Consider the following 22,557-nt stretch of genomic DNA (forward strand, 5'->3'; position numbering starts at 1 on the left):
TAGCTCACCTCCTGGGGAGCAGCAAAGAACGGTGCCATTCGTGGAAAGCCGGAAGGACGGCACGGAGAACGCGGAAGGCTGATATTCCACCGCGCACTGTGCCAATACGGACGAGCTCATGCTCTGGAGCGTCCACGACCACCCGGACGGCCGCAACCGGGCGGGACCCGGCGCTCAGAGCACTTCGGAGCGTTGCCGCGGACTCCATGTCCACCGCGACCGCCCCCGTGGCGCGCAGTCGGGCCCGCTCCTGACCGCGTACCACATGGTCGGAGCCGGTCAGCGGCCCGGTGTGGACCGTATGGCCGGGCACGGCCCTGGCCAGTGCGTCCACCAGCGGTCCTGTGCTCGTGCAGGGGGTGGAACCGTCCGGGTCGCGGGTCTCGTCGGCAACGATCAGATCCCCCGGGTTCATCCCCGGGACGAGTCCGGCGCAGAATCCGGACGCGATCACGGCCGCGTTCCGGTGCCGGGGCTCTCCGAGCGCCCGGGTCACGGCGCGCTCGGCGTTCCTGGGTCCCATGCCCGTACGCAGGACGGTCACCGGGCCCGCCGCGCCGGACCGGCCCGCGCGCAGGGCGAACCGCTCGATGCCGAGCGCGCAGGCGATCAGCAGCGGCGCGGCGGAGCCGGGTTCCGGACGCGGCGGCGGACCGGAGGACGGAGCCGAGGACGGACCGGAGGACCGCTCCATCAGCTTCCCTTGCGGACGCCCGCGCGGACCGCGAGCGGCTTGGGCTCGCCGTGGAGGTACCGGCCGAGCGCGGTGAGCGGGAAGACCTGCCGGTAGAGGTGGTAGTTGATGGAGAAGTCCCAGGGGAAGCCGGTACCGGTGAAGTACGGCTCGTCCCAGGAGCCGTCCTCCCGCTGGGTCCCGGCGAGCCAGGCGATGCCCCGTTCGACGGACTCGCTCTCCCGCTCGCCGGCCGCGAGGAGCGCGAGCAGCGCCCACGCGGTCTGGGAGGCGGTCGTGGCTCCGCGTCCGATCCACGCCTCGTCGTTGTACGAACGCAGATCCTCACCCCAGCCGCCGTCCTCGTTCTGCACGGACCGGAGCCAGGAGACGGCGCGGCGGATCGCGGGGTGGGAGGCGGGCAGTCCGGCCGCGGTCAGCGCGGGCACCACGGAGCCGGTCCCGTATACGTAGTTGACGCCCCAGCGGCCGAACCAGGCGCCGTTGGTCTCCTGTTCGGCGAGGAGCCACTCGATGCCGCGCCGGGTGCCGGGGTGGTGGGACTTGCCCTCGAAGGCGAGCATCTCGACGACATGCGCGGTGACATCCGCGGACGGGGGGTCGATGACCTCGCCGAAGTCACAGAAGGGCAGCCGGTTGGGGAAGGGGCTGGTGTTGTCGGCGTCGAAGGCGCCCCAGGCTCCGTTCCTCGACTGCATGCCCAGATTCCACCGGGCGCCGCGCTCGATGGCCGCGTCGAGCCGCTCGGCGTCCGGGTGTCTGACCCGGCGCAGCGCGAGGATGACCTCGGCGGTGTCGTCGATGTCGGGGTAGTTGTCGTTGTGGAACTCGAACGCCCAGCCGCCCGGGGCGAGTCCCGGCCGGCGTACGGACCAGTCGCCGGGGCGCACGATCTGTTCGCCGATCATCCAGTCGGCTGCTTTGACCAGGGCCGGATGGTCCGGGGCGAGCCCGGCGTCGGCGAGTGCGATGGTGGCGAGGCAGGTGTCCCAGACCGGGGACTGACAGGCCTCGATCATCCGGGCACCGTCCGCGCGCCGGACGGCGAACCGGTCGAGGGACTCCAGGCCGGCGCGCATGATCGGGTGGTCGAGGTCGTAGCCGAGCAGATGCAGCGCGATCAGGGAGTAGACGGCGGGGGGCTGGATGCCGCCCCAGCAGCCGTCGTTCTCCTGCCGTTCGATGATCCAGCGCGCGGCGGCGTTCATCGCGGTTCGGCGCAGTCTGCGCGGCGCGACCTTGTGATAGGCGTGCAGCGCCTTGTCGAGGCGCTGGAACACGCCGTCCCAACTGGTCACGGGCGCGAGGGACATGCCGGGGCCGGAACGCGCGGGGTCGGAGTGCAGCTCGTCCAGGGCGAACGGAGCGGGCCGTACCGGCCGCTTCGCGGAGACGATCGTGAGCGGCACGATCGTCTGGCGTGCCCAGCAGCCGAAGTCATAGATGTTGAGCGGGAACCACTTGGGGAAGAAGATCAGCTCGGGCGGCAGTTCGGGCAGGTCGTCCCACTTCCACCAGCCGAAGAGGGCGAGCCAGACCCGGGTGAAGACCCGGGAGCGCGCGATGCCGCCCCGTTCGCGCACCCAGTGGGAGGCGCGTGCCATGTGCGGGTCTTCGGGACTGTCCCCGGCCAGTCGCAGGGCGACATACGCCTCGATGGTGGCGGAGAGATCGGCGGGGCCTCCGTGGAAGGTGGCCCACGTTCCGTCAGCGCCCTGCTCACCGCGGATGAAGAGGGCCGACGCCTCCGTGGTGCCCGCGTCCTGGACTCCGAGGAACTGGCGGAGCAGCAGATCCTCGGCGTCCATCGTCACATTGGTCGCCAGGTCGCCCTTCCACCAGCCCTGGGCGTCCTGCCTGCCGAGCAGATACTCGACGGATCGTGCGGTGGCCCGCTCGGCGGCGACCCGAAGGTCACCACCCGCCGCGGGGGTGATGGTTTCGGTCGGTTCGCTGGCCGAGGCTGCGCGGGGTCCCACGGCCCCGGTGCTCCCGTCGGTCGTCGCTGTCATGGCTTCCCCTTCGTGCAGTGGTGTGCTTCTGCTGTGCTGGGGTCTCCGTCGTCCGGCGCCCTACGGGCTGTGGACGGCGACTGCTTGGGGGTATGAGGGTCAAGCCCCAGAAGGAAGGCATATGGGAATAGTGATCATCTCTTTCGTACGACGACGAAGTCCGCGAGCGCGATGAGCCGCGCCCGGACCTGTTCCGGCATATCGACTCCATCCAGGGCCTCGATGGCCACGGCATGCTGCCTGCGGGCCTCCTGAGAGGTCCACTCCCGGCCGCCCGCCTCCTCGATCAACGCCGCCCTGGTGGCGAACTCTTCCTCCGAGAAAGTCTCGAAATCATTGCTTTTGGCGTCGGCGGCGAGGAGTTCGCCGAGCCGTCGGGAAGCCGGTCCGCCCGCGGCGAGCGCGGCGACGACCGGCAGGGACTTCTTGCGCTGACGCAGGTCGCTCCAGGTCTGCTTGCCGGTCGCCTCCGGGTCGCCCCAGATGCCGAGCAGATCGTCGACGGCCTGGAAGGCGAGGCCGAGATGGTGCCCGTACGCCTCCAGCGTGTCGGCCGTACGGTCGTCGGCGCCGCCGAGGACCGCGCCGATGGAGACGGCGCAGGCGAGCAGGGCGCCGGTCTTGTTGCCCTCCATCTCCAGGCACTCCTCGACGGTGACCCGCTCGCGGTGCTCGTAGGAGATGTCCTGCGCCTGACCGTCGATCAGTTTGCGGGTCGCCGCGGTGAGGCGGCGTGTCGCGCGGCCCGCCTCGACCGTGCCGATCTCCAGCAGCAGCTCATTGGCGAGCGCGAAGAGGGCGTCGCCGACGAGGATCGCCTGGGCGGGACCGTGCACCTTCCAGACGGTGTCGCGGTGGCGGCGCTGTTCGTCGCCGTCCATCAGATCGTCATGCAGCAGCGAGAAGTTGTGGACGAGTTCCACGGCGACCGCGCCGGGCACGCCCGTCTCGGCGGGGGCGCCGGCGGCCTCCGCGGAGAGCAGCGCGAGCGCCGGGCGCACCGCCTTGCCGCCGTCTCCGTCGGCGGGCCGCCCCTCGGCGTCGATCCAGCCGAAGTGGTAGGCCGCGACAGTGTCCATGGGCGCGGCGAGCCGCTCAACGGCGGCGCGCAGCACAGGCGTTGACAGGCTCCGACCACGCTCCAGCAGCGCGTGGACATCCGCGGTGTCGACAGCCGGATTCGCCGGGGGCACAGTCGGCACGGTCTCTCCTCTTGTTCCAGTACTCGTTGGTGCGGTACTCGGGCTCATACCGCCTCCCGCAAGGGGTGTTCATGGCGGTGCCCCAGTTCGGAGAGGGCGGCGCCCGCGGCGCTGAAGCCGCTGCGCACCGCCCCCTCCATGGTCGCGGGCCAACCGGTGGCGGTCCATGCGCCGGCCAGGAAGAGACGGGGAGCCCGGGTGTGGGCCGTCGGCCGGAGCCTTCCCACACCCGGTGCGGGCGCGAAGGTCGCGGTGCGCTCGCGTGTCACGAAGAAGTCCCGCACCTCCGCGCCCCGGGTGGCCGGAAGGAGTCGTTCCAGTTCAGGCAGATAGCGCCCGCGCAGCTCCGACACGGGTGTGTCGATCTCGTCCTGGGCGGCCGACTGCGACACGGCCAGATACTGGCCGTCCTTCAGCCCGGAGGCGTCGGTACGGTCGAAGACCCACTGGACCGGGCTGCCGAGCGCGGCGAAGAACGGCCGGCGCAGCACCTTGCGGTCGTACACGACATGGAGGTTGAGAATCGGCGCGGTGCCGATGTCCAGCAGCCGGTCGGGATCCGCGAGCGCACCCCCGGGCAGCAGCGCGTGAGCCTCGCGCTGGGGTACGGCGAGGACGACGGCGTCCGCGTCGAGCCGCTCTCCGTCCATGTCGACATGCCAACCGCCGTTCTCCGCGCGGGAGACGGAGCTGACACGGGTACGGGTCTCGGTCCTCACCCCCGCGGAGTCGAGCGCCTTGCGGGCGAGCGTGTCGTGCAGTTCACCGAGCGGGACCCGCGCCCAGCCGATGTCGGCGGCGCCGGGCTCGGAGAGCAGCCCGGTCTTGAAGACCATCGCGGCGAGCCCCATGGACGCGTGCGGCGCGGTCGCGTTGAGGGTCGCCACGCCCACCAGGTCCCAGAGGGCCTCGATGGTGCGCTCCGACTGGCCGTGCCGGCCGAGCCAGGTGGCGAAGTCGATTCCGTCCAGCGCCGGATCCGCGGGATCCAGCCGCTTCAGCGCGAGCGCGGCCCGCCCGACGGAGGCGCGCTCGGCCAGCGAGAGATGCGGATACGTCGCGAGCCCGGCGGCCAGGTGCAGCGGTACGGGCAGCCCGTTGCGGCGGATCCGTCCCAGCCGGGGCCCGCCCGCCGGGGCGACATCGAGCACGGGTACGTCCAGCCGGTCCTGGAGCGGCGCGAGCGCGGCGCCGTCCACCCGGTCCAGGAACCAGCGGTACGCCGTGCAGCAGCGCAGATACACATGCTGACCGTTGTCGACGGTGAGGTCACCGCGCCGGAAGGAGAACGCGAGCCCACCGAGCCGGGGCCGCCCCTCGACGAGCGTGACCCGCACTCCGGCGTCGGCGAGCTGAAGGGCGGCCGTGATGCCGGCGAGTCCCGCGCCGACCACGACCGCGTGGCGGGACGTGCCCTCGGCCGTCGTCATGCGTGCCCTCCTGGGGTCTGTCCGTGACGTTTCGCCAGAACCGCCGGTTCTGTCACGGTCAGGGACGTGTCACATCGAGTCAAGGTTGCGAACCACGGGTGCGCGTACGCGCTCCGGTGGATTCCGTGCGACATGGAGTTCGGGCCGAATCGGGCGGAAAGCCGCATCAGCCACGCCTCCTGATGGTCTGCCGGGAGATCTGGCGCGCGTCGAGCCCCGAGAGCCCGCGCACGGCGACATACGCCTTCTCATGTCCCGGCAGCGAGACCCGGCCGCGCAGCACGGCCTCGGGGTCGCGTTCGATGCGGTCGAGCAGTCTGCGGTAGATACCGGCCATGGCGGCGACACAGGCACCGCTGCGCCGGTCGAGCATGGGCAGCAGGCGCAGCCCCTCGGCGAAGAGCGCGCGGGCGCGGCGCACCTCGAAGTGCACCAGTCCGGCGAAGTCGGCCCCCGCGGCCGGCGCCGCGCTGTGGAAACCCGCGGAGCAGCCGAACTTGGCGAGGTCGTCGGAGGGCAGGTACGTACGGCCGTTGCCCGCGTCCTCCCGCACGTCGCGCAGGATGTTGGTCAACTGGAGGGCGAGTCCCAGCGTGTCGGCGTACTCCGCGGCGCGCTCGGCGCCGGGCGCGCCGGGGGTGGTGCCGAACACGCCGAGCGACACCCGGCCGATGGCGCCCGCGACACACCGGCAGTAGGCCTTCAGGTCGTCCCAGGTCTCGTACGTGTCGCCGCGTACGTCCATCAGCACGCCGTCGATCAGTTCGTCGAGGCCGCCGAGCGGGATCGGGAAGCGGCGCGCCGCGTCGGTGAGCGCGACGGCGACGGGGTCGGTGTCGTCCTCGTCCACCGCGTTCTTCCTGACCCGTTCCAGGAGCGCACGCGTGTCGTCGAGGCGTGCCTGCTTGGCCTCCGGGGCGAGTGCGCCGTCGCCGATGTCGTCCACGCGCCGGGAGAGGGCGTACAGCGCGGACATGGCCTGCCGCTTCTCGGCCGGCAGCAGCCTGATGCCATAGGCGAAATTACGGGCCTGCTGCCCGGTGACGGCCTCGCAGTAGCTGTAGGCCGCCAGTACCGGCGCGGACATGGGCGTGTGTCCCTCCATGTTCCGGCTCACCCCTTTCTGTGCGCACTTCGCAGGACAGCTCCCACTTCGCGCAGCAGACGCGGCTTGGTGGGTTTGGGCGGTCCGGGGAGCACATCGTGCCCGGCGGCCGCGATCGAAGCGAGGGCGGCGCGCCCTCCGGCGACGAATCCGGCGAGCAGCAGCCGGAGCCGGCCGTGGACGCTGCCCACCAAGGGGGCACCCTCGTCCAGCAGCTGCCCGGCACGTTCGGCCTCGAAGGCCACCAGCGCGCGCACCGACGCGTTCGCGGTGCCCGCCGCCAGGTCCGCCTCCGTGACATGAAACCTCTTCATGTCCTGGGCGGGCAGATAGATACGGTCGTTGCCGAGGTCCTCGGTGACGTCCTGGAGATGTTCGACGATCTGCAGCGCCGTGCAGACGGCGTCGGAGCGGCGGACCCGCTCGGGGCTCGCGGTGCCGGTGATCCGGAGGACGAGGCGGCCGACCGGGTTGGCGGACAGCTCGCAGTAGGCGAGCAGGTCGTCATAGGTTTCGTAGCGGCGTACCAACTGGTCCTGGCGGTTGGCCGCGATGAGCCCGAGGAACGGCTCGGGGGTGAGCGTACGGCGCCGTACGGTCGGGGTGAGGGCGCGCAGCAGCGGATGCGCCGGGGCCGGGCCCTGCGGGTCGAAGACGCGCCGCAGATCGGCCTCGAAGGCGTCGAGCACGACCAGCCGGTCATCGGCCTGGGCGTCGGGGACGCCCAGGTGGCGGGTGTCGCCGCCGCCGGGGGCGAGATCGCCGTCACCGATGTCGTCGACGAGCCGGGCGAAGCCGTACACGGCCATCAGATCGTCTCGCCATGCGCGCGGCAGAAAGAACGGGGCCACGGGAAAGTTCTCGTCCGCGGCCTTGTCCAGGGTGGTGCGCGAGGAGGCGTCGGAGCGTACCTCTGGGGGGCCCGTCATCGCGTGCTGCCCAGTACGGGGACGGCGGAATCCTCGCGGAGCTGGAGATTTTCCGTCATTGCCGTCACATCTTCCGTTCTACACTGCTGACCTAATACATCCCATTTCGGACACGCCGCCCGCTGCACCGAGTACAGAAGGCTGCCGGGCGGGCCGGGCGCTCCGCGGGAATGACCCTCACTTGCCTGCGTATCAGCCCAGCACAGCTTACGTTCTACAGCCAGGAGGAACACGTCGGGGTGTGACGCGCATACTAGAACGCCGCAATACACGCCAACCTTCCCCCGGCCCACCGGACTTGACCGATCCTTGATGTCTGCCCCACCAGGAGGCCCCCGCCGGGGCGATCCGGCGGGGGCCTGTCCGGTCATGGAAGACCGGGCTACTTGCCGGTCTCCTTCTCGTACGCCTTGATGACCTCGTCGGTCGGACCGTCCATCAGGAGCTCGCCCTTCTCCAGCCAGAGCACCCGGTCGCAGGTGTCCCTGATCGACTTGTTGCTGTGGCTGACGAGGAAGACCGTACCGGCCTCCTTGCGCAGCTCGCGGATCCGCTGCTCGGAGCGGATCTGGAACTTGCGGTCGCCGGTGGCCAGCGCCTCGTCGATCATCAGGACGTCGTGGTCCTTGGCGGCGGCGATGGAGAACCGCAGCCTGGCGGCCATGCCGGAGGAGTAGGTCCGCATGGGGAGGGTGATGAAGTCGCCCTTCTCGTTGATGCCGGAGAAGTCGACGATGCCCTGGTAGCGCTCCCGGATCTGCTCGCGGGTCATGCCCATGGCCAGTCCGCCGAGGATGACATTGCGCTCACCGGTCAGGTCGTTCATCAGAGCCGCGTTGACCCCCAGCAGCGACGGCTGGCCGTCGGTGTAGACCTTGCCGCTCTCGGCCGGCAGCAGACCGGCGATCGCGCGCAGCAGGGTCGACTTGCCGGAACCGTTGGTGCCGATCAGCCCGATGGCCTCGCCGCGGTACGCGGTGAAGGTGACCCCCCGGACGGCATGGACCTTGCGGACGCCCCGCGACTCCCCCTTGTCGCGGCGGAGTATGCGGCTCAGCGCGGCGGTGGCGCTGCCCTTGCCGCCGCCACCGCCGTTGACGCGGTACACGATGTGCACGTCGTCGGCGATGACCGTGGGGATACGCCCCTGCGTGTTGTCCTCAGCCACGGCCGTAGCGCTCCTCAGCCTTCCAGAAGTAGACGAAGCCGACGACGCCCAGGAGCACGGACCACACCAGCGCGACCAGCCAGACGTGCGCGGGGAGGTTCGACGAGCCGTAGCCGTCGATCAGCGCGAACCTGACCAGGTCCATGTAGATGGCGGCCGGGTTGTACTGGAGTACGTCGGCGATCCAGGCCGGCTTGTCCCTGAGCATCACCGGGATCGAGAACATCACGCCCGAGGCGTACATCCAGGTACGCATCACGAACGGCATCAGCTGGGCGAGGTCGGGGGTCTTGCTGCCCAGCCTCGCCATGATCAGCGCGAGCCCGGTGTTGAAGACGAACTGGAGCGCCAGCGCGGGCACGACCAGCAGCCAGCTCAGGGTCGGGTAGCTGCCGAAGGCCACCGCGACGACGACCAGCACGATCATCGAGAAGAGAAGCTGCTGGAGCTGCTGGAGGGAGAAGGAGACCGGCAGCGAGGCCCGGGGGAAGTGCAGGGCCCGGACGAGCCCCAGATTGCCGGAGATGGCGCGGACGCCGGCCATCACGGAGCTCTGGGTGAAGGTGAAGACGAAGACCCCGGTGACCAGGAAGGGCACGAAGACATCCTGGGGGATGTCCTTCTTGGTCCCCAGGATGAGGCCGAAGATCAAGTAGTAGACAAAGGCGTTCAGCAGGGGGGTCGCCACCTGCCAGAGCTGGCCCAGCTTCGCCTGGCTGTACTGGGCCGTGAGCTTCGCCTGGGAGAAGGCCAGGATGAAATGACGCCGGCCCCACAGCTGCCGGATGTAGTCGCGCAGCCCTGGCCGGGCACCGCTCACCGACAGACCGTACTTGGCGGCGAGATCCGCCGCGGACAGACCGTCGTCGGGCGACGGGGGGGCGCTCACAGCGATCGCACCCTCTTGGGTTGTGTCACTCACAAGTTGAAACTTTCGTGTTCAAGATGCGCAGCCGGTCGGGCGCGGGCGCGGACGGGCCCGGCCCCGGGGGGGCAAGAGGCAGGCGGCCTCTTGTCCGATGCTCTCAGAACCGAGCTTGTCAGATGACAGGCGGTCGGCCCAGCCGGGTCAGCCGCCATACCGTACGCCACTTCATGGGACGGCGCGGCCCGCACGGGGTCACCCAGCCCTCCCGGAACCCGCCGAACCACGCCTTCAGCGCGGACAGGGAAGGGCGCCGGACCAGGGTGAGCAGCACCCATACTCCCAGGTAGAGCGGGACGACGACGGCCGGAAGATTGCGACGGGCCAGCCAGACCCGGTTGCGGGCCACCATGCGGTGGTAGACCGCGTGCCGGGACGGCGGCATGGTCGGATGGTTCAGCACCATGTCGGCGCGGTAGTCGATCATCCACCCCGCGTCGAGCGCCCGCCAGGCGAGATCGGTCTCCTCGTGGGCGTAGAAGAACCCGCCCGGCAGCGCGCCGACCTCGGCGAGGACCTTCGTCCGCACGGCACTGGCACCGCCGAGGAAGGTCGTCACCCGGGAGGACCGCAACGGGTCCGAGGCGCGCAGCCGCGGGACGTGGCGGCGCTGGGTGAGACCGGTCTCCGGGTCCGTGATCCGGAAGCTGACGATCCCGAGCACGGGATCGACCGCGAAGGCCCCGCGGATCAGCTCGGCGGTGTCGGTGTGGGGCAGCAGACCGTCGTCGTCCAGGAAGAGCAGGGCGTCCACGTCGGAGCCGGCGGCCCCGAACGCCTCGATCCCGACATTGCGGCCGCCGGGGATACCGAGGTTCTCGGGCAGCTCGACCGTCCGTACGCCGTCGGGGACGGCGCCCACGGGGGCGCCGTTCCCGACCACGACGATCTCGACCGGGTCGCCGTTCTGGCGCAGGACGGAGTCGATCAGCGCACGCAGTTCGCCGGGGCGGTCACCCATCGTGATGATCACCGCGCCGAGCCGCATGTCGCTCACCTCAGCCTGCTGGACGCCAGGATGGAGACCAGGTGCAGCACGGTCTGGACGACGGCGATCCCGGCCAGGACCGCGATCCCGAGGCGGCTGAAGAACAGATCGCCCCTGACCGAGTCCAGGATCGCCAGGAGGAGGATCAGCAGGGACGCCTCGATCCCGAGGATGAGCCGGTGGAACTTCAGCGCCCCGGCGGCCCTGCGGGCCAGCGCCATACCGGACGAGCGCGGCTCGGAGGCCGTCTCCTTGACCGGAGCCAGCCCCTGCTGATGACGGGCGACGCCGACCAGGTCGGTCTCGGCCTTGACCATGATCGCGCCGAGGGCGGCGAGCGTACCGAGGAAGGCCCACAGCCAGTCGATCCGTCCGGTGCCCCACAGGTCGGCGCCGCGCAGCCCGAAGCCGAGCAGAACGGCGGCGTCGCACAGATAGGCGGCGACCCGGTCCAGATACACCCCGGTCATCGAGTACTGCTTCTTCCAGCGCGCGATCTCGCCGTCGACGCAGTCCAGCAGCAGATAGAGCTGGACCGCCAGCACACCGAGCACCGCGCCCGTGATCCCCGGCACCAGGAGGGCGGGGGCGGCGAGGGCGCCGGCGACGGTCATCACGTACGTCAGCTGGTTGGGCGTGACCCGCGTGTTCACCAGGTACCGGTCGACGCGCAGCGAGATCTCCCGCATGTACAGGCGCCCGGCCCAGTGCTCACCGCTGCGCCGGTCCTTGACACCCGCTGGGTGTACGACCGGGCGGAGTTCAGCTACTGATGGTCTTGGCATAGTCGGCGTACGCGTCCCTGATCTGGTCGGTGGACAGGTCGAGGTGTTCGAGGATGGTGAAGCGGCCCGGACGGGTCTGCGGCGCGTAGGCGACGGCCCGCACGAACTCCTCCACGGTGAAGCCGATCTCCTCGGGCAGCACGGGCAGCCCGTGCCGGTGCAGGACCTCGGTGAACAGATGTGACTCCTCATGGGCGCCGCGCAGATGCATGGCGAAGGCGGCGCCGATGCCGACCTGTTCGCCGTGGAGCGCGGCGCGCTTGGGGTAGAGCAGGTCGAAGGCGTGGCTGATCTCGTGACAGGCGCCGGACGAGGGGCGGGTGTCCCCGCTGATCGACATGGCGATACCGGTGAGTACCAGCGCCTCCGCCAGGACGGTCAGGAACTCGTCGTCGCCGGCCCCGCCGGGGTGGCGCAGCACGGCCTCACCCGCCGTACGGGCCATCGCGGCGGCCAGTCCGTCCACCTGCTCGCCGTTGATCCGGTGCGACAGCTCCCAGTCCGCGATGGCCGAGAGGTTCGAGAGGGCGTCGCCGATGCCGGAGCGCACGAAGCGGACCGGCGCGTCCCTGATCACGTCGAGATCGATGACGACGGCGATGGGGGTGGGGACGCCGTACGAGCCGCGGCCGTTGTCGTTGTCGAGCGTCGCGACCGGTGAACACAGGCCGTCGTGCGAGAGGTTGGTGGCGACCGCCACCATCGGCAGGCCCACCCGTGCCGCCGCGTACTTCGTCACATCGATGATCTTGCCGCCTCCGACGCCGACCACGGCGTCGTACCGCTTGCCCTTGATGCCGTCCGCGAGCCTGACCGCCGAGTCGATCGTGCCGTCCTCGACGGAGAACCAGTCCGCGCCCGGCAGGTCCGGTGCGAGCCGCTCGCGCAGCAGCTGTCCCGAGCCGCCGCTTATGGCCACGGCGAGCCGGCCCGCGCTGGAGATCCGCTGGTCGGCCAGGAGGCCGGCGAGATCGTCCAGTGCGCCGGGCCTGATGTCCACGACGACCGGGGACGGAATGAGCCGGGTCAGTACTGGCACGCGATCTCACGGCCCTTCGCCAGGTCGTCGTGGTTGTCGATCTCGACCCAGGGGATGTCGCCGATGGGCGCCACGTCGAGGGTGAAGCCCCGGTTCACCAGCTCCTGGTAGCCGTCCTCGTAGTAGAGGTCGGGGTCGCGCTCGAAGGTGGTCCTGAGGGCGTCGGCGAGATCCGCGGCGGCCTCGGGCTCGATCAGCGTGACCCCGATGTACTCGCCGGTGGCGGTGGCCGGGTCCATCAGCTTGGTGATCCGGCGTACGCCCTTGGCACCGTCCGTGATGACCTTCATCTCCTCGTCGGCCAGCCGCTTGACCGTGTCGAGGGCGAGGATGATCCTGCGGTCGCCACCGCGGGCCGCGAGGAGGGTCTTCTCGACGGAGACCGGGTGCACGGTGTCGCCGTTGGCGAGGATCACGCCCCGTGCCAGTACGTCACGCGCGCACCAGAGGGAGTAGGCGTTGTTCCACTCCTCGGCCTTGTCGTTGTCGACGAGCGTGAGCTTCAGCCCGTACGTCCTCTCCAGGGCGGCCTTGCGTTCGTACACGGCCTCCTTGCGGTAGCCGACGACGATCGCGGCCTCGGTGAGGCCGACCTCGGCGAAGTTGCCGAGCGTCAGGTCGAGGACCGTGGTGGTCCCCTCCCCCGCCGGGTCCACCGGCACGAGCGCCTTCGGCAGCGTGTCGGTGTAGGGGCGCAGACGCCTTCCGGCACCGGCGGCGAGTACGAGGCCGATCATGCGGCTTCTCCTTCGTCATGTACGGCGGGGGCTCCGGAGGACATCCAGAACCGGATGGACTCCGTGAGCGCGACCAGCGCCACGGCGGCGGCGAGCACCGTCAGTTCCAGCGGGAAGTCGAACGCGCGCGTGGAGAAGGCGGCGGCCAGGATGACCAGCAGGGTGCGGCCCTCGTGCCCGCCGAGTGCCCGCACGAGGCGGCGGGGCGGGGCGCCGGCGCCGCCGCGGATGCGGTACACCGTGTCGTAGTGATGGTAGGCGACCGCCGCCACCAGCCCGAAGGCCGCGGGCAGCGCGCCTGGCGCGTCGGCGCGGGCGGCGAGGACCAGGACGGTGGTGTACTCGGCCGCCCGGAAGACCGGGGGGATGAGCCAGTCGAGGGCGCCGCCCATCCGGCGGGCGACGGCGATGCCCGAGGTCAGGACGTACACCAGGGCACCGAGGATGAGCACCGGGTCGAAGGCCGCGTAGCCCGGCGAGGGGCTCTTCAGCGGCGCGAACGCCGCCGTGGCGACGACCACGGCGCCACCGGCCAGCGCGATCAGGAACGGCAGCACACCGGGCAGCGCGCGGGCCGGGCGTCGCAGCACCCGTGCGACGAGTTCGGCGAGCGGTCCCGAGTCGGCGAGGTCCGCGAGGGCTCCGGCGGCCCGGTCGGTACGGGTGGCCCTGCGGGTCACCGAGCGCAGGACCCGGCCGGCCGTGGTGTAGCAGGCGGCGAAGGCGCAGCCGATGAGCAGCGCGTAGAAGACGATCCGGGGCGTGGTGACGGCCGTCAGGACGGCGATCATCGCCCAGCGCTCGCCGATCGGCAGCACGATCATCCGGCGTACCCAGACCGTCCAGCCGACGCTGTCGAGCCTGCTGGACAGGGCGGCGGTGGGGGTGCCCACGACGGCCTTGCCCCCGCTGCTCGCGGCCGTCGCGTCGACGTTCGCCTCGTTGAAGGAGAAGTCGACGACATGGCGGCAGGTCTGGAGGACCATCGCGCCGAGGGCGAGCGCCCATACGTCGTCACCGCTCCGCGCGGCACCGAGCGCCAGACCCGCGTAGTAGGCGTACTCCTTGGCGCGGTCGAACGTCGCGTCCAGCCAGGCGCCCATCGTGGAGTACTGGAGCGAGTAGCGGGCGAGCTGCCCGTCGGTGCAGTCCAGGACGAAGGAGAAGAGCAGCAGCACGCCGGCGGCGACATAGCCGCCCCGGGTGCCGGTGGCCGCGCAGGCCGCCGCGATCAGCGCGGTGATCAGCGACGCGGTGGTGACCTGGTTGGGGGTCAGGCCGCGGCGGGCACACCAGCGGGCGAGGTAGCGGGAGTACGGGCTGATGCAGAACGTGGTGAAGAAGCCGTCGCGGGCCTTCACGGCGGAGCGCAGCCGGACGGCCTCGTCGTCCACCGCGGCGACGGCGGCCTCGGCCCGCTCCCGGGCGGCGGCGTCGGCCGGTACGGCGGCGACGAGCGAGCCGAGTTCGGGGCGGGTGACGGTGGTGCCCCCGGCGTCGAGGGCGGTGGCGACCCGGTCGGCGAGCGGTTCACACGGAGCCACGGCGGTGGTGGCCGCCCGCTGGGGCTCCGCCGCGCCGCCGAGCGGCTGGGCGCCGGCCTCGCCCCCGTCCAGGGACGTCATGGCGCGCAGCAGCGCGGCACGGGCGCCGGGCTGGGCGGTCAGCGCGCCGGGCACGGCGGCGGCCGGGAAGCGGGGATCGGTCAGGGCCAGCCGCAGGGCGTGGACATGGCCGACGAAACGGGAGTCGACCAGGGCGACCCGCTCGGTCGCGGGGGCGGCGGCCAGCAGGCCCCGGGCCTCTTCCGCGCCCGGCGCGGTACGTACGTCGAAACCCAGCGACCGCAGATCGCCTTCGAGCGACGATCCGGGTACCGGGGGACCGGTGAGGATGGCGGTCGACAGACGAACTCACTCCTTGGCGCTGACAGGGCTGGGTGCGCGGCGAACGCCCCGGGATTCGGGCTGCGGCACGTCGGCAGAGGCTATCGGATGAACGGAAGACCTAGTTCACCGGCCGTTTACGCCCCGGTCGCCATGATCTGGGCCGGATACAGCCCGCGTGGAGATCATCATCGTCGATCGGCGGCCCGCCCGACAAACCGTGGGTGCCGGGGGCGGGGCCATGACGTGAACACGACCTGAGCGGGTGCGTCGGAGCGTTGCGTCCAGGGCCTGTCTGCAAAGTCCCGCCTGCCTGCAAAGTCCCGCCTGCCCGGCGGGCGAACGGCACTGCTTTGAGGACAGGCCCTAGGGTGACGGCATGACGTGGCTGATCACAGGTGGAGCGGGATATATCGGGGCGCACGTGGCGCGGTCCATGACCGCGGCGGGTGAGCGGGTGGTCGTGCTCGACAATCTGTCGACCGGCGTCGCCGACCGGCTGCCCGCACAGATCCCGCTCGTGCGGGGCTCCGTGCTGGACCGGGGGCTCGTCGACCGTACGCTCGCCGGGCACGGGATCACCGGAGTCGTGCATCTGGCGGCGAAGAAGCAGGTCGGGGAGTCCGTCGAGCAGCCGCTGACGTACTACCGGGAGAATCTGCACGGGCTCACGGTGCTGCTGGAGGCCGTGGTGGCGGCGCGGGTGCGGCGGTTCCTCTTCTCCTCCTCGGCGGCCGTGTACGGCGTGCCGGATGTGGAGTTGATCACGGAGCGGACGCCCACCGTGCCGATCAACCCGTACGGTGAGACGAAGCTCGCGGGCGAGTGGCTGGTGCGGGCGACCGGGCGGGCCCACTCCATCGCCACCGGCTGTCTGCGCTACTTCAACGTGGCGGGCGCCGCGCGGCCCGAGCTCGCGGACACCGGAGTGTTCAACATCATCCCGATGTTCTTCGACCGGATCAGCCGGGGCGAGGCGCCGCGGATCTTCGGCGCGGACTATCCGACGCCGGACGGCACCTGCATCCGGGATTACATCCATGTCGCCGATCTCGCCGAGGCGCACCTCGCGGCGGCCCGGTGGCTGGCCGGCCAGGAGGGCCCCCGGGATCTCACGGTGAACATCGGCCGCGGCGAAGGGGTCTCGGTCCGGGAACTGGCCGATCTGGTGGCGGAGGTCACCGGTGACCGTACGGAGCCGGTGACCGAGGCGCGCCGGCCAGGCGACGCGGCGCGGGCCGTCGCGGCGGTCGGGCTGATCGCCGACGAGCTGGGCTGGACGGCGAGCCGCGATGTGCGCGAGATGGTCGAGTCGGCCTGGCAGGGCTGGCGACTGCACCGTCCCGCTGCCTCGGTCGGGTGACCGTGCCGCGCTCTGACCTGCGGTCATTTCCGCAGGTCAGAGCATATGACAACGGTGTTCAGTGCCGTGTTGCCGGATACCCCCCACCCGTAGTTCACTGACCTCGTCGGGAGTTTCGCCGGACGGCTGGGAGGCGTCTTCATGGGGGCAGGACACAACCACGGGCACACGCACGGAGGACCACCGGCGGGCACCGCGACCGCCGCGTACCGGGGCCGGCTGCGGATCGCTCTGTCGATCACCCTGTCCGTGATGGTGGTGGAGATCATCGGCGGTATCGCCTCCGACTCCCTGGCCCTGTTCGCGGACGCGGCACACATGGCGACGGACGCCGTGGGCCTCGGGATGGCGCTGCTCGCCATCCACTTCGCGGCCCGGCCCGCCGACGAGACGCGCACCTTCGGTTTCGCGCGGGCGGAGATCCTCGCCGCGCTGGCCAACTGTCTGCTGCTGCTCGGGGTCGGCGGCTTCCTGCTGTACGAGGCGATCGAGCGCTTCATCGTGCCGCCCGAGACCAAGGGCGGCCTCACGATCATCTTCGCCCTGGTGGGCATGGCCGCCAACATGGTCTCCCTCTCGCTGCTGATGCGGGGGCAGAAGGAGAGCCTCAATGTGCGCGGCGCGTATCTGGAGGTCCTGGCGGACACCCTGGGGTCGCTCGCGGTGCTGGTCTCGGCCGTGGTCATCCTGACCACGGGCTGGCAGACGGCCGACCCGATCGCGGGTCTGCTGATCGGACTCATGATCGTTCCGCGCACGGTGAAGCTGCTGCGGGAGACGCTGAACGTCCTGCTGGAAGCGGCGCCCAAGAACGTGGACATGAATGAGGTACGCGCACACATGCTCGCCTTGCCGGGAGTGGCGGACGTACACGATCTCCATGTCTGGACGATCACTTCCGGGATGCCGGTGCTCTCCGCGCATGTGGTGGTGGACCAGGACGCGCTGGACGCGGTGGGCCACGAGAAGATACTCCATGACCTGCAGGGATGCCTGGGACATCACTTCGACGTCGAGCACTGCACCTTCCAGCTGGAGCCCCGCGGTCACGCGGAGCACGAGGCGAAGCTCTGTCACTGACACCTCCGGGGGCGAACGGACATGCCCACGCCCCCGAAGTGCGGGCACGGGGCTTTTGTGCGGCAGACTTGGGCCCCGAGGCCCGATGCGAAGGATGGTTATGCCGACCACACCAGTCACTGCGGCGAACAGCACGTCGAACGACTCACAAGAAACGATCATGCTGGAGCTGGTCGACGAACACGGCAACACCATCGGCACCGCCGAGAAGCTCTCCGCCCATCAGGCGCCGGGCAGACTGCACCGGGCGTTCTCGGTCTTCCTCTTCGACGAGCGGGGCCGGCTGCTGATCCAGCGCCGCGCGCTCGGCAAGTACCACTCCCCCGGTGTCTGGTCGAACACCTGCTGCGGGCATCCGTACCCGGGCGAGGCGCCGTTCGCCGCCGCCGCCCGCCGTACCCACGAGGAGCTGGGCATCTCGCCCTCGCTGCTCGCCGAGGCGGGGACCGTGCGCTACAACCACCCCGACCCGGCTTCGGGGCTGGTCGAGCAGGAGTACAACCATCTTTTCGTCGGGCTCGCGCAGTCCGCGCCTCGGCCGGACCCCGAGGAGGTCGGCGAGACGGTGTTCGTCACCCCGGCGGAGCTGATGGCACGGCACGGCGAGGCGGTGTTCTCGGCGTGGTTCATGACCGTCCTGGACGCGGCGCGCCCGGCCATCAGAGAGCTCACCGGGCCTGCCGGGGGCTGGTGACACTTCCCCGCGGCGGCTCCTCGGGCGCGGCCGGCGCCGGGAAGGGCAGCACCGCCCAGACGATCTTCCCGCCGCCGGCGGTGTGTTCCACGCCGCAGTTCCCGCCGGCCTCCCGCGCGGTCTCCTGTACGAGCAGCAGCCCGCGCCCGCCTGTGCGGGCGTGATCCGTCTCCAGGGCCGTGGGCCGGTAGGGATGGTTGTCCTCGACCGACACCCGGATCCACGGCCCGCCGATGGCGACCTCCACGGCGATCTCCGGCGAGAGCAGGGCCGCGTGCTGTACGGCGTTGGTGACCAGCTCGGAGACGATGAGCAGCACCCCCTGGACGACCCCGTCCCTGATCGGTACGCGCTGACGTCTCAGCAGGTCACGTACGGCGTGTCTGGCCTGAGGCACGGAGACGTCGACGGCGGGTGCGGTGAACCGCCAGACCCCCTCGTACGACAGCGGCCGGACCGGAACACTTCCGCGGCTCTCCATCGTGCGGCACCCACCCTTGCCTCGAACGGCGTCGTCCATCGGTACCGAGTGTTGGGACCGGGACCGTCCGCACCGGAGTACTGAACAGAAGTCAGCCGGAATTGGCGCGTCGCGACCGCATTGGAACGACATGAGTAGAGATGCGATCATCTCTGCTCGCCTTCTGGCGATTTCGGAGCGGTTGCCGGTGCCATGGAGAGCGGGGATAGCATCCGGCGCATGGAGCCCCAACTGCTGCACACCGTCGCCGACGGCATCGCGACCGTGGTGATCCACCACCCCGCCAAGCGCAACGCGATGACCGCGCGGATGTGGCGCGAGCTACCACCGCTGCTCGGGGTGCTGGCGGACGACCCCGCCGTACAGGTGCTGGTACTGACCGGTGAGGGCACGAGCTTCTGCGCGGGCGCCGACATCTCCTCGCTGCGCGAGCCCGGCCAGGATCCGCGGGCGCTGTCGGTGGCCGCGGAAGAGGCACTGGCCGCCTTCCCCAAGCCGACGCTCGCGGCCGTACGCGGCCACTGCGTGGGCGGCGGCTGTCAGCTTGCCGTGGCCTGCGATCTGCGGTTCGCCGAGGAGGGGGCGCGGTTCGGGGTCACTCCGGCGCGGCTCGGGATCGTCTACGCGGAGTCGTCCACCCGTCGGCTGATCTCACTGGTGGGTCCTGCCACGGCCAAATACCTGCTGTTTTCGGCCGAGTTGATCGAGGCGGAACGGGCGCTGCGCACCGGACTCGTCGACGAGGTGCTGCCCGAGGGCGAGTTGGGCAAGCGGGTGGCGGAGTTCGCGCGGGTGCTGGTCTCACGGTCGCGGCTGACCCAGGCGGCGGCCAAGGAGTTCGCCTCGGGCCGCACGGACCGCGCGGCGTACTGGACGGCGCAGGCACACGGCAGCGGCGACACCGCGGAGGGGGTCGCCGCTTTCCTGGAGCGCCGCGAGCCGCGCTTCGGCTGGACTCACGAATCCGCCGGCGCGGGCGAACCCGTCACCGAAGGATGAAACGGCTCCCGTCCCGCATCTCCGCGACCAGATCGGCGGGCGCCTTGTCGGCCGAGCCCGCGTCGTAGGGCGGCTGCGGGTCGTACTCCGTCAGCAGCTGGACAGTCTGGGCGAACCGGTCGCCTGCGAGCCGTCCCGCGAGGGTGAGGCCCATGTCGATCCCCGCGGAGACACCGGCGGCCGTGATGTATTTGCCGTCGGTGACGACCCGTTCACCGGTGGGCTCGGCTCCGTACGTACGCAGGGTCTCCACGGCCAGCCAGTGGGACGTGGCCCGGCGTCCCCGCAGCAACCCGGCGGCGGCGAGCAGCAGGGAGCCGGTGCAGACGGAGGTGGTCCAGGTGGTGGCGGTGTCGGCCGCGCGCAGCCAGCCGAGGAGCGTCTCGTTCTCCATCTGCCTCTCCTGGCCCGGCCCGCCGGGCACCACCAGGACGTCCGGCGCGGGGACCTCGGCGAGCGTCTTCGCGGCGACGAGCGAGAGCGCCCCGGAGTCGTCGGCCACGGGCCCGGTCTTCTCGGCGACGAAGAACGTCTCGAAGCCGGGGGTGTGACAGAGCATCTGGTAGGGGCCGACGGCGTCGAGCGCGGTGAAGCCTTCGAAGAGGACGATCGCGATCTTCATAACGGGCCTTTCTCTGGGGTCGCCGAGAAGCTGCTTCTCGGGGTGGCCGGTCAGCCGGTCAATGGGCGGCGGGGGCGAGGGCCGGGCCCGGACGGAAGCGGCGGCGGTAGTCGGCGGGCGCCGTGCCGAGGACCCGGATGAAGGCGCGGCGCATGGCCTCGGGCGTGCCGTAGCCGCACACACGGGAGATCTCCTCGATGCCGTCGGCGCTGTCCTCCAGCAGCCTTCTGGCGTGTTCGACCCGTACCCGCTCCACATAGCGGCCCGGGGTCATGCCGGTCTCCGCACGGAAGGCGCGTGCGAAGTGGCGCGGCGAGAGGCTGGCCCGCGCCGCCAGTGCCTCGACCGAGAGATCGCCGCCGGGGTGGTCGCTGATCCAGCTCTGTACGTCGCGCAGCGGCTCGCGCTGGGCGGTCTGAGCGGCGAGCTGGGCACTGAACTGCGCCTGATTGCCGGGGCGGCGCAGGAAGACCACGAGATGGCGGGCCACCGTGAGCGCCGCCTCGCGGCCGAGGTCCTCCTCGACGAGGGCGAGGGCGAGATCGATCCCCGAAGTGACACCGGCGGACGTGGCGATCCGCCCGTCCCGTACGAAGATCGGGTCCGGGTCGACCTGGACGGCGGGGTAGTGCCTGGCGAGCAGACCGGCCGCGCTCCAATGGGTGGTGGCGCGGCGGCCGTCGAGCACGCCCGCCGCGGCGAGCAGCAGGGCCCCGGTACAGATCGAGACGAGCCGCCCGGCGCCGGGGGCGCGCTCGCGCAGCCAGGCGACCAGCCGCGGGTCCGGGCGGCGCGTGCCGTTTCCGCCGGGCACGACCAGCGTGTGCGGGTCGGGGGCCTCGGTGAGCGCGAGGTCGGGGACGAGCGTCAGCCCGCTGGAGGTGCGTACGGGCGCGCCGTCCAGTGAGGCCGTGCGGATCCGGTACGCGCCGCGGTCGCCGGTGGCGAGCCCGGCTCCGTTGAACACCTCGACGGGGCCGGTCACGTCAAGGCTCTGCACCTCGTCGAAGAGGACGACGAGTACGGATCGTTCGGTCATGGTCCTCATCCTTGGTCCGCCGCGTGACGGCCGCAATGACGAATGCCCCTCTCTTCCTGCCATCGCGGGCCCTCTCCCGTCCGGCCGCCACCCGTCCGGCCCCCGCCTTCCAGGCGTACCGACCAGTCGGTAACGTATGGACATGACCTCTCTGCCCGAGCGTGCCGCGCGGCGCTGTCACGCCGTTGTCAATCCGTTCCACTCGGTCCTCTACTTCTCTCCCGACCTGGGCCGCGAGTTCGCGCGCGCCGGTCTGGACGACGCGCGGGCCGCCTACTTCGTGGCCCGCGCCGCGCCCCTGGGGCGGGTCGGCGCCGGGACCGTCACCGCGGCCTTCTACAACTTCCGGCATGACCTCGTCGCCCGGCACATCCCGCGCGCCTGGGACTCCGTCTCCCCCGGGGACGCGCTCGACGCGCGGCTGCGGGCGGTCGACTCGCTGCTGCGCCGGCTGCTGGGAGAGGAGGCCCTGGCCTCGAAGGAGCTGGCCGAGGCGGCGGAGCTGGCGCTGCGGGCCACCGAGGCGTGCACGCGTCCCGCGCGTCCGCTGTATGCCGCCAACGCCGATCTGCCGGTGCCCGACGCGCCGCATCTGGCGTACTGGCACGCGGCCACACTGCTGCGGGAGTACCGCGGTGACGGTCATCTGGCCGCTCTGCTGAGCGCCGGGCTCGATCCGCTGGAGGCGCTCGCCAGCCATACGGCCGGCGGCCGGGGCATGTCACAGAAGTGGGTCCTGGCCAGCCGGGGCTGGAGCCAGGAGGAGTGGGACGCGGCCGAGGAGCGGCTGCGCGGGCGGGGACTGCTGGACGCGGACGGTGAGCTGACCGCGGCGGGTACGGACCTGCGCAAGGCCCTGGAGCACGAGACCGACCGGCTGGACCGGGCGCCGTACGAACATCTGGGGGCGGCGGGCGTGGCCCGCCTCACCGAGCTGGGCGGGGCTCTCGCGGCGGCGGCGCAGGCGGCCGGCGCGTTTCCCCCGGACCTCATCGGAAAGCGCTAGTCCCTCATCGGAAAGCGCTGGGGGCCGCGCCGCGGCGGGAACAGGCGGCCGGTGTTTACCGGCGCCCCGAACGGACACTCGCTTAGACAGGTGGTAGGCCGTGGTTCACCCCGTTCGAGGGTGCTCACAGCGCGTGCCCCGTACGCAGGCAGAGGCCCGTACGCCGTATGCGCGAAGCGCCCGACGCGGCCGACGACTCGACAGCCACCTGAAGGAGGCCCCCGTGTTCCGTGCCATCGCCGATGTCCTTCGTGCCATCGGCTCCACGATCGCTTCCGTGGTGACGCTTCCCTTCCGTGCGCTCGCCCGTCTCTTCGGCGGCGCCGCACACGGATGAGGGTCTCCCGCCACGGGCCCGATCGGTTCCCCGGCC

The 22,557-nt window shown here is 71.1% G+C and carries 22 protein-coding genes; 6 read left to right on the top strand and 16 right to left on the bottom strand.

What is annotated here, in order from left to right:
* Nucleotides 1–4: 4 nt before the first annotated feature.
* From ACZ7LS_RS25915 to ACZ7LS_RS25975, 13 genes are all read right to left on the bottom strand, one after another.
* Complete coding sequence (locus tag ACZ7LS_RS25915; protein WP_382670771.1) at nucleotides 5–694, bottom strand: phosphorylase family protein; 690 nt, start codon at nucleotides 692–694, stop codon at nucleotides 5–7.
* Complete coding sequence (gene shc, locus ACZ7LS_RS25920; protein ID WP_382527677.1) at nucleotides 694–2,706, bottom strand: squalene--hopene cyclase; 2,013 nt, start codon at nucleotides 2,704–2,706, stop codon at nucleotides 694–696. Before shc ends, ACZ7LS_RS25915 begins: the two co-directional genes overlap by 1 nt.
* A 134-nt stretch (nucleotides 2,707–2,840) precedes the next feature.
* Nucleotides 2,841–3,899 carry a polyprenyl synthetase family protein gene (locus ACZ7LS_RS25925; protein ID WP_382527793.1) on the bottom strand — a complete coding sequence of 353 codons (1,059 nt, stop codon included), beginning with the start codon at nucleotides 3,897–3,899 and terminating at the stop codon, nucleotides 2,841–2,843.
* 53 nt (nucleotides 3,900–3,952) lie between these two features.
* Nucleotides 3,953–5,338 carry a hydroxysqualene dehydroxylase HpnE gene (gene hpnE, locus ACZ7LS_RS25930; protein WP_382527679.1) on the bottom strand — a complete coding sequence of 462 codons (1,386 nt, stop codon included), beginning with the start codon at nucleotides 5,336–5,338 and terminating at the stop codon, nucleotides 3,953–3,955.
* A 166-nt stretch (nucleotides 5,339–5,504) separates the two neighbouring features.
* Nucleotides 5,505–6,443 (bottom strand): presqualene diphosphate synthase HpnD, encoded by a 939-nt coding sequence (gene hpnD / locus ACZ7LS_RS25935; protein WP_382670777.1) that lies wholly within the window; start codon nucleotides 6,441–6,443, stop codon nucleotides 5,505–5,507.
* 8 nt (nucleotides 6,444–6,451) lie between these two features.
* Nucleotides 6,452–7,372, bottom strand: coding sequence for a squalene synthase HpnC (gene hpnC, locus ACZ7LS_RS25940; protein WP_382527685.1), 921 nt, complete (start codon nucleotides 7,370–7,372; stop codon nucleotides 6,452–6,454).
* 382 nt (nucleotides 7,373–7,754) lie between these two features.
* Nucleotides 7,755–8,540 carry an ABC transporter ATP-binding protein gene (locus ACZ7LS_RS25945; RefSeq protein ID WP_030355206.1) on the bottom strand — a complete coding sequence of 262 codons (786 nt, stop codon included), beginning with the start codon at nucleotides 8,538–8,540 and terminating at the stop codon, nucleotides 7,755–7,757.
* The gene (locus ACZ7LS_RS25950; RefSeq protein ID WP_382527688.1) at nucleotides 8,533–9,462 is read right to left on the bottom strand and encodes an ABC transporter permease; all 930 of its coding nucleotides are present in this window, start codon (nucleotides 9,460–9,462) and stop codon (nucleotides 8,533–8,535) included. The genes ACZ7LS_RS25945 and ACZ7LS_RS25950 overlap by 8 nt, the downstream gene beginning before the upstream one ends.
* A gap of 118 nt (nucleotides 9,463–9,580) precedes the next feature.
* Complete coding sequence (locus tag ACZ7LS_RS25955; protein WP_382527795.1) at nucleotides 9,581–10,453, bottom strand: glycosyltransferase family 2 protein; 873 nt, start codon at nucleotides 10,451–10,453, stop codon at nucleotides 9,581–9,583.
* Between the two features lie 5 nt (nucleotides 10,454–10,458).
* Nucleotides 10,459–11,238, bottom strand: coding sequence for a CDP-alcohol phosphatidyltransferase family protein (locus ACZ7LS_RS25960; RefSeq protein WP_382527691.1), 780 nt, complete (start codon nucleotides 11,236–11,238; stop codon nucleotides 10,459–10,461).
* Nucleotides 11,216–12,277 carry an iron-containing alcohol dehydrogenase family protein gene (locus tag ACZ7LS_RS25965; protein ID WP_382527693.1) on the bottom strand — a complete coding sequence of 354 codons (1,062 nt, stop codon included), beginning with the start codon at nucleotides 12,275–12,277 and terminating at the stop codon, nucleotides 11,216–11,218. Before ACZ7LS_RS25965 ends, ACZ7LS_RS25960 begins: the two co-directional genes overlap by 23 nt.
* Entirely contained in the window at nucleotides 12,265–13,014 is a 750-nt protein-coding gene (locus ACZ7LS_RS25970) for a phosphocholine cytidylyltransferase family protein (RefSeq protein WP_382527696.1), read from the bottom strand. Before ACZ7LS_RS25970 ends, ACZ7LS_RS25965 begins: the two co-directional genes overlap by 13 nt.
* Entirely contained in the window at nucleotides 13,011–14,921 is a 1,911-nt protein-coding gene (locus ACZ7LS_RS25975; protein ID WP_382970554.1) for a DUF5941 domain-containing protein, read from the bottom strand. Before ACZ7LS_RS25975 ends, ACZ7LS_RS25970 begins: the two co-directional genes overlap by 4 nt.
* A 358-nt stretch (nucleotides 14,922–15,279) precedes the next feature.
* Here ACZ7LS_RS25975 and galE point away from each other — a divergent pair, with 358 nt between their 5' ends.
* The 3 genes from galE (at nucleotide 15,280) to idi (ending at nucleotide 18,037) form a co-directional block, all read left to right on the top strand.
* Nucleotides 15,280–16,263 (top strand): UDP-glucose 4-epimerase GalE, encoded by a 984-nt coding sequence (galE, locus tag ACZ7LS_RS25980; RefSeq protein WP_385134656.1) that lies wholly within the window; start codon nucleotides 15,280–15,282, stop codon nucleotides 16,261–16,263.
* Nucleotides 16,264–16,404: 141 nt separating this feature from the next.
* Nucleotides 16,405–17,343 (top strand): cation diffusion facilitator family transporter, encoded by a 939-nt coding sequence (locus tag ACZ7LS_RS25985; RefSeq protein WP_382527701.1) that lies wholly within the window; start codon nucleotides 16,405–16,407, stop codon nucleotides 17,341–17,343.
* 100 nt (nucleotides 17,344–17,443) lie between these two features.
* Nucleotides 17,444–18,037 (top strand): isopentenyl-diphosphate Delta-isomerase, encoded by a 594-nt coding sequence (idi, locus tag ACZ7LS_RS25990; RefSeq protein ID WP_382527704.1) that lies wholly within the window; start codon nucleotides 17,444–17,446, stop codon nucleotides 18,035–18,037.
* Here idi and ACZ7LS_RS25995 read toward each other — a convergent pair.
* Nucleotides 18,012–18,518: an ATP-binding protein gene (locus tag ACZ7LS_RS25995; RefSeq protein ID WP_382527707.1), complete on the bottom strand. Its 507-nt coding sequence runs from the start codon at nucleotides 18,516–18,518 to the stop codon at nucleotides 18,012–18,014. The two genes, idi and ACZ7LS_RS25995, sit on opposite strands and share 26 nt — an antisense overlap.
* Before the next feature lie 219 nt (nucleotides 18,519–18,737).
* On the opposite strand from ACZ7LS_RS25995, the gene ACZ7LS_RS26000 reads away from it, so the two are divergent.
* Nucleotides 18,738–19,517: an enoyl-CoA hydratase/isomerase family protein gene (locus ACZ7LS_RS26000; protein WP_382527710.1), complete on the top strand. Its 780-nt coding sequence runs from the start codon at nucleotides 18,738–18,740 to the stop codon at nucleotides 19,515–19,517.
* Here the strand turns inward: ACZ7LS_RS26000 and ACZ7LS_RS26005 are convergent.
* Nucleotides 19,504–20,139 carry a DJ-1/PfpI family protein gene (locus tag ACZ7LS_RS26005; protein ID WP_382527712.1) on the bottom strand — a complete coding sequence of 212 codons (636 nt, stop codon included), beginning with the start codon at nucleotides 20,137–20,139 and terminating at the stop codon, nucleotides 19,504–19,506. The two genes, ACZ7LS_RS26000 and ACZ7LS_RS26005, sit on opposite strands and share 14 nt — an antisense overlap.
* 58 nt (nucleotides 20,140–20,197) lie before the next feature.
* On the bottom strand, nucleotides 20,198–21,178 hold the full coding sequence (locus ACZ7LS_RS26010; protein ID WP_382670799.1) for a GlxA family transcriptional regulator: 981 nt from the start codon (nucleotides 21,176–21,178) through the stop codon (nucleotides 20,198–20,200).
* 142 nt (nucleotides 21,179–21,320) lie between these two features.
* Between ACZ7LS_RS26010 and ACZ7LS_RS26015 the strand changes: the two genes are divergently transcribed.
* Both ACZ7LS_RS26015 and ACZ7LS_RS26020 read left to right on the top strand, forming a co-directional pair.
* On the top strand, nucleotides 21,321–22,184 hold the full coding sequence (locus tag ACZ7LS_RS26015; protein ID WP_382527718.1) for an SCO6745 family protein: 864 nt from the start codon (nucleotides 21,321–21,323) through the stop codon (nucleotides 22,182–22,184).
* A gap of 223 nt (nucleotides 22,185–22,407) precedes the next feature.
* Complete coding sequence (locus ACZ7LS_RS26020) at nucleotides 22,408–22,521, top strand: LPFR motif small protein (RefSeq protein ID WP_275670243.1); 114 nt, start codon at nucleotides 22,408–22,410, stop codon at nucleotides 22,519–22,521.
* Nucleotides 22,522–22,557: the final 36 nt, after the last annotated feature.

This window comes from Streptomyces sp. NPDC039430 (assembly GCF_055639435.1).

Bases quoted from the DNA above. Each gene is read 5' to 3' on its own strand.
- ACZ7LS_RS25915 (WP_382670771.1), bottom strand. From the start codon at position 694: ATGGAGCGGTCCTCCGGTCCGTCCTCGGCTCCGTCCTCCGGTCCGCCG.
- shc (WP_382527677.1), bottom strand. From the start codon at position 2,706: ATGACAGCGACGACCGACGGGAGCACCGGGGCCGTGGGACCCCGCGCA.
- hpnE (WP_382527679.1), bottom strand. From the start codon at position 5,338: ATGACGACGGCCGAGGGCACGTCCCGCCACGCGGTCGTGGTCGGCGCG.
- hpnD (WP_382670777.1), bottom strand. From the start codon at position 6,443: ATGGAGGGACACACGCCCATGTCCGCGCCGGTACTGGCGGCCTACAGC.
- hpnC (WP_382527685.1), bottom strand. From the start codon at position 7,372: ATGACGGGCCCCCCAGAGGTACGCTCCGACGCCTCCTCGCGCACCACC.
- ACZ7LS_RS25955 (WP_382527795.1), bottom strand. From the start codon at position 10,453: ATGCGGCTCGGCGCGGTGATCATCACGATGGGTGACCGCCCCGGCGAA.
- ACZ7LS_RS25960 (WP_382527691.1), bottom strand. From the start codon at position 11,238: ATGCCAAGACCATCAGTAGCTGAACTCCGCCCGGTCGTACACCCAGCG.
- ACZ7LS_RS25970 (WP_382527696.1), bottom strand. From the start codon at position 13,014: ATGATCGGCCTCGTACTCGCCGCCGGTGCCGGAAGGCGTCTGCGCCCC.
- galE (WP_385134656.1), top strand. From the start codon at position 15,280: ATGACGTGGCTGATCACAGGTGGAGCGGGATATATCGGGGCGCACGTG.
- ACZ7LS_RS25985 (WP_382527701.1), top strand. From the start codon at position 16,405: ATGGGGGCAGGACACAACCACGGGCACACGCACGGAGGACCACCGGCG.
- idi (WP_382527704.1), top strand. From the start codon at position 17,444: ATGCCGACCACACCAGTCACTGCGGCGAACAGCACGTCGAACGACTCA.
- ACZ7LS_RS25995 (WP_382527707.1), bottom strand. From the start codon at position 18,518: ATGGAGAGCCGCGGAAGTGTTCCGGTCCGGCCGCTGTCGTACGAGGGG.
- ACZ7LS_RS26000 (WP_382527710.1), top strand. From the start codon at position 18,738: ATGGAGCCCCAACTGCTGCACACCGTCGCCGACGGCATCGCGACCGTG.
- ACZ7LS_RS26005 (WP_382527712.1), bottom strand. From the start codon at position 20,139: ATGAAGATCGCGATCGTCCTCTTCGAAGGCTTCACCGCGCTCGACGCC.
- ACZ7LS_RS26010 (WP_382670799.1), bottom strand. From the start codon at position 21,178: ATGACCGAACGATCCGTACTCGTCGTCCTCTTCGACGAGGTGCAGAGC.
- ACZ7LS_RS26015 (WP_382527718.1), top strand. From the start codon at position 21,321: ATGACCTCTCTGCCCGAGCGTGCCGCGCGGCGCTGTCACGCCGTTGTC.